Genomic DNA, 8418 nt, shown 5'->3' with positions numbered 1-8418 from the left:
ACAAACGCATTTCGTATAAGGTGTATTATGTTAATTTTAGAGATTTTAACTATTTATATTTTAAATATAAGTTAATAATCCCCCTAGAATTCCACCAGCTAATACAACGAACCATGGTGGCAGTTTCCAAAACATTAAAGCAATCAACGCTATTAATGCCATACAGAAATTTTGAGATTTATAAATACTACTTGTCCATATTGGCTGATAAAGAGCTGCTAATAAGATTCCTACCACCGCAGCATTGATAGAATATAATGCAGCTCTCATATGTGTATTATTACGCATACGCTCCCAAAATGGTAGAATTCCAAATACTAAAAGAAAAGACGGTATAAAAATAGCTAATAGACAAATTAAGCCTATTACCCAATTCGAAAAGCTTCCTTCCATTGATGCACCAAGAAATGCAGCAAATGTGAATAGAGGACCAGGTACTGCCTGAGCGAGACTATATCCGGCTAGGAATGTATCGTTATTTAGCCATCCAGTTGAAACAATCTCACTTTGTAATAGAGGCAGAACTACATGCCCACCTCCAAAAACTAAAGATCCTGCACGATAGAAAGCATCTATTAATGAAATTATTTGATTTGGAAAAAGAACGTTTAGGAAAGGTAATCCAATTAATAAGCTGAAAAATATAGCTAACCAAGACCATCCAGCCCGTGTCGTTATAGATACAGGTAATGAATTATGAGTTATTACAGTATTTTGCTTAAATACTAGTAATCCAATCATCCCTGAAATAATAATTGCTAATACTTGTCCCCAAATTGACGGAATAAGAAGGACGAAGCAAGCTGTAAAAGCCATAATCGTAATACGAGGAGGATCTGGACAAAGACTACGAGCCATTCCCCAGAGGGCTTGTATTACAACTGCAACTGCAACTATTTTTAAGCCCTCTAATACACCTGCAAGTTGACTATTGTCGTAATAAGTTAATCCTACTGCAAATAGAATCAAAACAATTGCCGAAGGTAATGTAAAACCAACCCATGCTGCTAACGCTCCCATATAACCTGAACGATAAAAGCCAATAGCAATTCCCACTTGACTGCTAGCAGGCCCAGGCAAAAATTGACAAAGAGCAACTAAGTCTGCATAGCTACTATCACTAAACCACTGTCTGCGTATCACAAATTCTTCACGAAAATATCCTAAATGAGCAGCTGGACCTCCAAAAGAAGTTAGTCCGAGACGCAAGAAAATCAGGAAAATAGTAAAAAAACTATAAGTATTAGAAATCATAAAAAGTTAGGATCAAGAAATAGAAAAGGAACACTAAAATATTGATTAACCGTTATTGATTCTGAAAAAGATAACGATCTATGTCTTAGATTTTAATATGATTGTAGTTACTTAAATATGAAATATTGAAAAGCATTTGAGCTTAAGTCTCGAATAATTGGCTTATTTCTGCTCTAGTGTAACCACGTTCTTTAAAGATCAAAATAATTGCTTTTCGATAGTTCTCACAATGAGCAGTTTTATACTTATTAATTAATTGGATTTCGGAATTAAGCTCGAGGTCATTTTTTATCGTCAATACTTCCGTAGAGACTTTATTAAAAATCTTGAAATTAAACATACAGGCGCTCTTTATCAATATTGTAGCGGCCCGACTACAACAAACACCTGCCTCAGCTTAGCTAGACACCCTTGGGCGCAAGGATTACAAATTCAGCAGGATTCTGCAAGCTTTACCCAATTGAAAGCATTATTATTCATCTAAATACCCGGCCATTTAACATAATGGCGGTTATACGAAATTAGCATGTAAGCCCAAAGTAGAAATGTCCGGTTTCTCCAAAGTAAAAATGTCCGCTTTTAGAATATGCACTTTTGCAATTTTCTTAGCGGACGGTTTGATATGTTGGTGTCTATGTCGGATAAAGAACTTAAACGATTGTCGGTCTTGCAGGAAATCTGTGATCAACGCATAACCCAGTCCCAAGCTGCTCAGCTACTGCATATTTCAGAGCGTCAGATCAGACGTTTATTGCAAAAATACAAAGCTCAAGGCCCAGCTGCATTAGCCCATGCCGGTCGTGGTCAAATCAGCAATTCCAGGCTTCCTGAAGAGCTCAGACTCAAGTGCCTCAATATTGTTTCTGATCAACTGCATGGTTTCGGACCCACTTTAGCGCATGAAAAGCTCACCACCGTTCATGGCTTTGATATTTCAGTGGAAACACTGCGTTCCTGGATGATTGCTGCCGATTTATGGATTCCTCGCGCCAAGCGTCTGAAACGCCCGTATCAGCCTCGTTATAACCGGGACTGTTATGGTGAACTGATCCAAATCGATGGCTCACACCATGACTGGTTTGAAGGACGCGCTGCTAAATGCTGTCTGCTGGTGTTTATCGATGATGCTACAGGAAAATTGCAGCATTTACGCTTCTGTGAGTCAGAATCAACCTTTGACTATATGATTTCAACACGCTTATATGTCGAACAGCACGGTAAGCCTTTAGCGTTTTACAGCGACAAACATTCAGTCTTTAGAGTGAATCAAAGCAGCAAGAAAGACACCAAGATTACCCAGTTTGGACGTGTACTCAACACCCTGAATATCGATATTATCTTCGCTAATTCACCACAGGCCAAAGGCCGTGTAGAACGAGCCAATAGAACGCTTCAGGACCGTCTGATCAAAGAAATGCGTCTGGAAGGCATCAGTTCGATTGCCGAAGCCAATGCCTGGCTACCCTGCTTCATTGAGCAGTTCAATCAGAAGTTTGCCAAGATGGCCTTTAATCCCAAGGATCTACACCGGACTGTCACTGAAACAGCCGAAGAATTAGATGATATTTTTACCTGGCGTGAACCCCGCAGAGTCACGAATAGCCTGACGATCACTTATGATAAATGCGTATATCTCCTGGAAAACACGGAAGAAAACCAAAGATTGATTGGCAAGTATCTTGAGTTTCTGGAATACCCGGATAGTACAGTCGCGATTGAATATCAGGGAAGAAAAATCAATTACAGCATCTTCGATAAATTAAGTCAGCTCAACCAGCGAGAGATTGTTGAGAATAAACGTTTGGGTTCTGTATTAGCCCATATTCAACAGCAGCATGAAGAACTAGAACAACAAAATAAACGCAATCGTTCTCAAAAGATGCCAAGCAGACGTGCACAGAAAACAGTAATCAAAGAACGAAATCTGAATCCTGTGCTTGACTTGGAAATGTCTGTATAGGACATTTCTATTTGGTTATTAGGTAGGACATTTCTACTTAGGAATAACAAAAAAAACCTGGGCACCAACCCAGGTCTAAAATTTAAAAAACAGATAAATATCAGTGCAATAAACTCATTTTTCTAATTTCGCATAAGGTGTATTATGTTAATTTTAGATTTACTAAAACTATTTTTTGAGAACTAGGCTGTTATGGGAACTGTAAAGCTCAAATCTTCTGATGAAGTTTTTCAATTAAAAATTAGTCTGCTAGGTAGTGATCCTGAAATCTGGAGAACTATTCAAATTTCATCGGCAGCTACTTTAACTAGGCTCCATAAGGCAATTCAATCTGCTTTTGATTGGGAAGATAGCCATTTACATGAATTCACGACTATTAAGCATGAAAAGATCAATAAAAGACAAAAATTGAAAGAAGTTCTACGTGTAGGTAAAAAAATTATATATACATATGATTTTGGCGATTGTTGGGAACATTTGATTACTGTAGAAAGCAGACAATCTCCTGATTTAAATAAAAAATATCCATGTTGTATAGATGGTCAAAATCATGCTCCATTTGAAGATATTGGAGGAATTTTTGGATATCTTGATATTTTAGATGCATTACAAGACCCCAAACATCCAAGATATGACGATTACATGCAAATTATCGAGGATGAAATAGGAGAGATAGAGTTTGATCCGACCTACTTTAATTCACATGATATTAAGTTTTAAACCTGATTTAACATAAGGGCTGTTATACGGAATTGCAACTAAATATAGTTGCAATTATTATTTAAAAGTAACTATACTTAGTTGCAATAGCAGTAGGGCTGAAGTATGGGTAAAACGGAAAAGTTACTGGAAAAATTTGGAAATTCAAAAAATACATTTCCGTATAAAGATTTAGTCGTTTTACTGAATCAGCTCGGCTATGAAAAATTTGAAATGGTAGGCTCTCGTGTCCGTTTTTTTAATACGAAAACTGAACACATGATTTTACTGCACAGGCCACACCCTGAAAATGAAATCAAAGGTGGGGCTTTGAAATCTGTAAAACAGGCACTCAAGCAGGAGGGATTTTTATGAGCTATTTAAAATACAAAGGTTATCTAGGTACAATTGAACCTGATCTTGAAACAGGTGAGTTATTTGGAAAGCTTGCATTTATCCGTGATCTCATCACTTATGAAGCAGAAACATTAAAAACTCTTGAACAAGCTTTTCAGGAATCTGTCGATGGATATTTAGAGTCTTGTGCTGAATTAGGTAAAAAACCCGATCAGCCATTCAAAGGTACATTTAATGTCCGTATTAGTCCTGAGTTACACCGTAAAGCTGTTTTAGCATCAAGTGATAATTCTCTTAATGCTTTTGTAAGCGATGCGATTCAAGAGAAATTAATGCGTTTAGGTGCTTAATTTATTGAAGCCTAGATTGACATCTAAAAATTGAAAAAAATTAGTAAAAAAGGGAGCTTACAGCTCCCTTTTTTGATTTCGCATAAGGTGTATTATGTTAATTTTAGAGAAACTACTAAATTATATTGAGTTGTAAATATTTGAAATTCCGTTAAGATATTTTGGATTAAATTCTATTCCTAGATAGCATTCGTGTTGACTCATCTCTCCAAAAAACTTTGGTTTTGTTTTCTTATGGTTTTTGCCATAGGATGGAGTAGTGTGTCTGTTGCATCAGTAAAGATAATGCATATCAATATGCAAACTGAAATGAGCCAAGATCATTGTTTAGATCAAGCACAGCAAGTCACTCAACATGGTATTAATCACGAAGTACAGACGAATACCGATTGCCATAATCATTTAGCTCTTAATCAGAATATAGATCACAAAAAGTGTCAGGAATGTTCTAGCTTATCCTGCCAGACACAGATCTCATGTCTTCATTCTTTGCAAAGCTCGCTAGATCCCCTAGATACCTTCTATTCTATAGATCAGCCTAATTTTTATTACCCCAACCAATATCTAAATGGGTATTGGCAAGAAATTTTACGTCCCCCTAAAGCTTAACCAATTTTTTTAAAATTTATTTATTTTTCAAAAATTAAGGTTAAGTTATGTCTCATAAAATTAGTTCGTACCTATTAGCAGGTATTTGTTTTGCATCGTCGCCTTTGGTTTTTGCCGAAGTGCGTGAATATCAGCTTGTTATTGATGAAGCAGTGGTCAGTCCAACTGGAAAGCCTGTAAAGCGCATTACCGTAAATGGTCAATTTCCTGCGCCTTTGCTTGAGTTTGAAGAGGGTGATGAAGCCATCATTCGCGTGAAAAATAATTTAAAAAACCAAGATTCTTCTATTCATTGGCACGGACTGTTGTTGCCGGGCATTATGGATGGTGTACCGGGATTTAATGGTTTTAACGGTATTAAGCCTCAAAGCGAGTATGTTTATAAATTCAAGATTCGCCAAAGCGGGACTTATTGGTATCACGCTCATTCTAAAGGACAGGAACAGGACGGCTTATATGGTTCTTTTGTGATTTATCCAAAAGGTAAAACACCATTGGCAGCACATGAAAAAGCTGAACGTGACTATGTGGTGATGTTGTCAGATTTTCATGAAAAAACCAGTGATCAAATTCAGAAAGATCTTAAAATTTCAGCTGAATATTATCAAGATCAGCGTGAAACCTTGGGTGATGTTTGGAAGCAGGTTAAACGTGATGGCATAAAAGCGACATGGTCTGACCGCAAAATGTGGAATCAGATGCGTATGCTAAAAACCGACATGTCGGATGTTACAGGTTATACCTTCCTCATTAATGGCAAAACACCTGAACAAAATTGGACAGGAATGTTTAAACCGAATGAAAAAATTCGCCTACGTTTTGTGAATGCATCTGCGATGTCTTTCTACGATGTCCGTATTCCTAACTTGAAAATGACTGTGGTCAGTGCTGATGGTCAGCCTGTAAAACCTGTTGCTGTGGATGAGTTTCGTATTGGCACAGCTGAAACTTATGATGTGATTGTGGAGCCCAAAGGCGGACATTATCAAATTGAAGCTGAGTCAATTGACCGTGCAGGCTATGCGATTGGTACACTGCACAATGAATTAAATCCTATGACACATGGCATTCATATGCCTGCACCACGTCCACGCTCACTTTTGACCATGGAAGATATGGGACATGGTGGCGGTGATCATGCAGGAATGGATCATTCGAAAATGAACCACGGCAATATGCAAGGCATGGATCACTCGAAAATGGATCATTCAAAAATGAACCATGGCGATATGCAAGGCATGGATCACTCGAAAATGGATCATTCACAGCATGGCACAGCAAAACCACAAGAAAATGATCAAGTGGTTTATGGTTGGGCAAATGCATCTACACCTGCGGGCAATAAAGCCTTGCAATATAGTGATTTAAAATCTTTAGAACCGCAAAAAGATACTCGTGAAGCCAGCAGTGAATTGGTCGTGCGTTTGGGCGGTACTATGGAGCGTTATATTTGGACGATTAACGGTAAAAAATTCAGCGATGCTGAGCCATTAAAAGTGAAGTATGGCGAGCGTATCCGTATCAAATTTATTAATGACAGTATGATGGCGCACCCGATGCATTTACACGGTATGTTTATGCAGTTGGAGAATGGTCAAGAGTCGGTAGATATGCCAAATAAACACACATTGATCGTACCACCGGGTAAAACAGTTACGGCTTTATTAACTGCGGATGAATTGGGTGAATGGGCAATCCATTGTCATTTGTTGTATCACATGAGTGCAGGAATGATGAACAAGTTGATCGTAGCAAATGTTAGCGATGAACAAGTGTCTACAACGCCAATTCAAGGTACAAATTCGACTCAAACTCACCAAGTAACTGAGCAAAAAGGAGCTGGACATGCACATCACTAATTTTGTATTTAAAGCGTTTTTTTCTGTTGCGGTATTGAGTTTAACAAGCTTAAGTTTGGCGCACGAAGGGCATCATTCAACTGCTCAGACTGATGGAAAAAATGTACCATCAATGAATCATCAAGCGATGTCTGAGATGGATCATTCACAGCATTCTCCACAAGAGCATGCACAACACATGCAGATGATGGGGAAAATGAACCATGGTCAGATGAATCATGCACAACATCAGGCAACATCTACGGTTAATCATTTACATCATGTACCAGATGCGAATACTCAGCAGAGTTCGCATTATGATCATCGCTCAGAACACGGTGCGCAAATTTATGCGATTACGACGGTGGATAATAAGTGGTTTGTCAATGAAGATGGCACAGGCGGTTTAAAGTCAGAGTTTGAAACCCGTATTGGCACAGATGAAAATAAGGTTTTTATTAAAGTTCATGCCGATAAAGAAGAATCGCATGATGCACATTATGATGCCAAACTTTTATATAGCCGTATGATTTCAGACTTTTGGGATGCACAGATTGGTGCACGTTATCGCAGTGAAAAAGTTGAACTCGATGATCATCGCAAAGACACCGAAGAAAATGTTGATGCAGTGATTGGCTTACATGGTATGGCACCATATTTCTTTGAAACTGATGCTTATCTCTATGCAGGAGAAGACAGTTATGCGGGCTTTAGTCTAGAAACGGAACGTGATTTTCTGATTACCCAAAAGTTGATTATTCAAACTTATTTAGAGTTGGATGCGATCTTTAGTGATGACTCTAAATATGCGAAAAAAACTGGTTTAAGCACTGCAACCGCAGGGCTTGAAACTCGCTATGAAATCAGTAAAAAGATCATGCCGTATATCGACATTGCCTATGAGTATTCAAAAGGTAATGATGAAACGTCGTGGCAAATAGAATCAAACTCTGAGAAAGGTTGGTTATATGGAGCTGGTGTTAGATTTAGATTTTAATTAATCTAATGATTACTAAATAGCTTCATTTAAATAAAACTCTAGCTCGATGCGGTCGGAAGCAAAATGTTAACTTATTTTGCTTCCTACTATTTAACATAATGGCTGTTATGAGAAGTCGACTTGTAACTCCAAAATAGAAATGTCCGGTTTCTCCAAAGTAAAAATGTCCGCTTTTAGAATATGCACTTTTGCAATTTCGTTAGCGGACGGTTTGATATGTTGGTGTCTATGTCGGATAAAGAACTTAAACGATTGTCGGTCTTGCAGGAAATCTGCGATCAACGCATAACTCAATCCCAGGCTGCTCAGCTACTTCATATTTCAGAACGTCAGATCAGACGTTTATTGCAA

10 protein-coding genes are annotated in these 8418 nt (G+C 38.0%); 8 read left to right on the top strand and 2 right to left on the bottom strand.

The window, feature by feature from the left end; all coding sequences use genetic code 11:
- Positions 1–60 precede the first annotated feature (60 nt).
- Both chrA and CL42_RS17600 read right to left on the bottom strand, forming a co-directional pair.
- Positions 61–1254, bottom strand: coding sequence for a chromate efflux transporter (gene chrA, locus CL42_RS14985; RefSeq protein ID WP_035270388.1), 1194 nt, complete (start codon positions 1252–1254; stop codon positions 61–63).
- 142 nt (positions 1255–1396) lie between these two features.
- On the bottom strand, positions 1397–1594 hold the full coding sequence (locus CL42_RS17600; RefSeq protein WP_035270385.1) for a hypothetical protein: 198 nt from the start codon (positions 1592–1594) through the stop codon (positions 1397–1399).
- A gap of 294 nt (positions 1595–1888) precedes the next feature.
- On the opposite strand from CL42_RS17600, the gene CL42_RS14975 reads away from it, so the two are divergent.
- The 8 genes from CL42_RS14975 to CL42_RS16850 all read left to right on the top strand — a co-directional run.
- Positions 1889–3214 carry an ISNCY family transposase gene (locus CL42_RS14975; RefSeq protein ID WP_081403311.1) on the top strand — a complete coding sequence of 442 codons (1326 nt, stop codon included), beginning with the start codon at positions 1889–1891 and terminating at the stop codon, positions 3212–3214.
- Positions 3215–3406: 192 nt separating this feature from the next.
- Complete coding sequence (locus CL42_RS14970; RefSeq protein WP_035270379.1) at positions 3407–3934, top strand: plasmid pRiA4b ORF-3 family protein; 528 nt, start codon at positions 3407–3409, stop codon at positions 3932–3934.
- 105 nt (positions 3935–4039) lie between these two features.
- Positions 4040–4288: a type II toxin-antitoxin system HicA family toxin gene (locus CL42_RS14965; RefSeq protein WP_035270376.1), complete on the top strand. Its 249-nt coding sequence runs from the start codon at positions 4040–4042 to the stop codon at positions 4286–4288.
- Positions 4285–4620 carry a type II toxin-antitoxin system HicB family antitoxin gene (locus tag CL42_RS14960; protein WP_035270373.1) on the top strand — a complete coding sequence of 112 codons (336 nt, stop codon included), beginning with the start codon at positions 4285–4287 and terminating at the stop codon, positions 4618–4620. Before CL42_RS14965 ends, CL42_RS14960 begins: the two co-directional genes overlap by 4 nt.
- Positions 4621–4881: 261 nt before the next feature.
- Entirely contained in the window at positions 4882–5229 is a 348-nt protein-coding gene (locus tag CL42_RS14955; RefSeq protein WP_035270391.1) for a hypothetical protein, read from the top strand.
- A 47-nt stretch (positions 5230–5276) separates the two neighbouring features.
- Positions 5277–7088 carry a copper resistance system multicopper oxidase gene (locus CL42_RS14950; RefSeq protein ID WP_034583971.1) on the top strand — a complete coding sequence of 604 codons (1812 nt, stop codon included), beginning with the start codon at positions 5277–5279 and terminating at the stop codon, positions 7086–7088.
- Positions 7075–8064 carry a copper resistance protein B gene (locus CL42_RS14945; RefSeq protein WP_035270370.1) on the top strand — a complete coding sequence of 330 codons (990 nt, stop codon included), beginning with the start codon at positions 7075–7077 and terminating at the stop codon, positions 8062–8064. Before CL42_RS14950 ends, CL42_RS14945 begins: the two co-directional genes overlap by 14 nt.
- Before the next feature lie 231 nt (positions 8065–8295).
- On the top strand, positions 8296–8418 hold a 123-nt coding region (locus CL42_RS16850), incomplete at its 3' end, for a helix-turn-helix domain-containing protein (protein ID WP_155757021.1).

It is taken from the genome of Acinetobacter sp. Ver3 (genome assembly GCF_000632455.1).
Lineage (GTDB): Bacteria > Pseudomonadota > Gammaproteobacteria > Pseudomonadales > Moraxellaceae > Acinetobacter.
The sequence above is the reverse complement of the archived record's forward strand: the minus strand, read 5'-3'. Positions and strand labels throughout refer to the sequence as shown.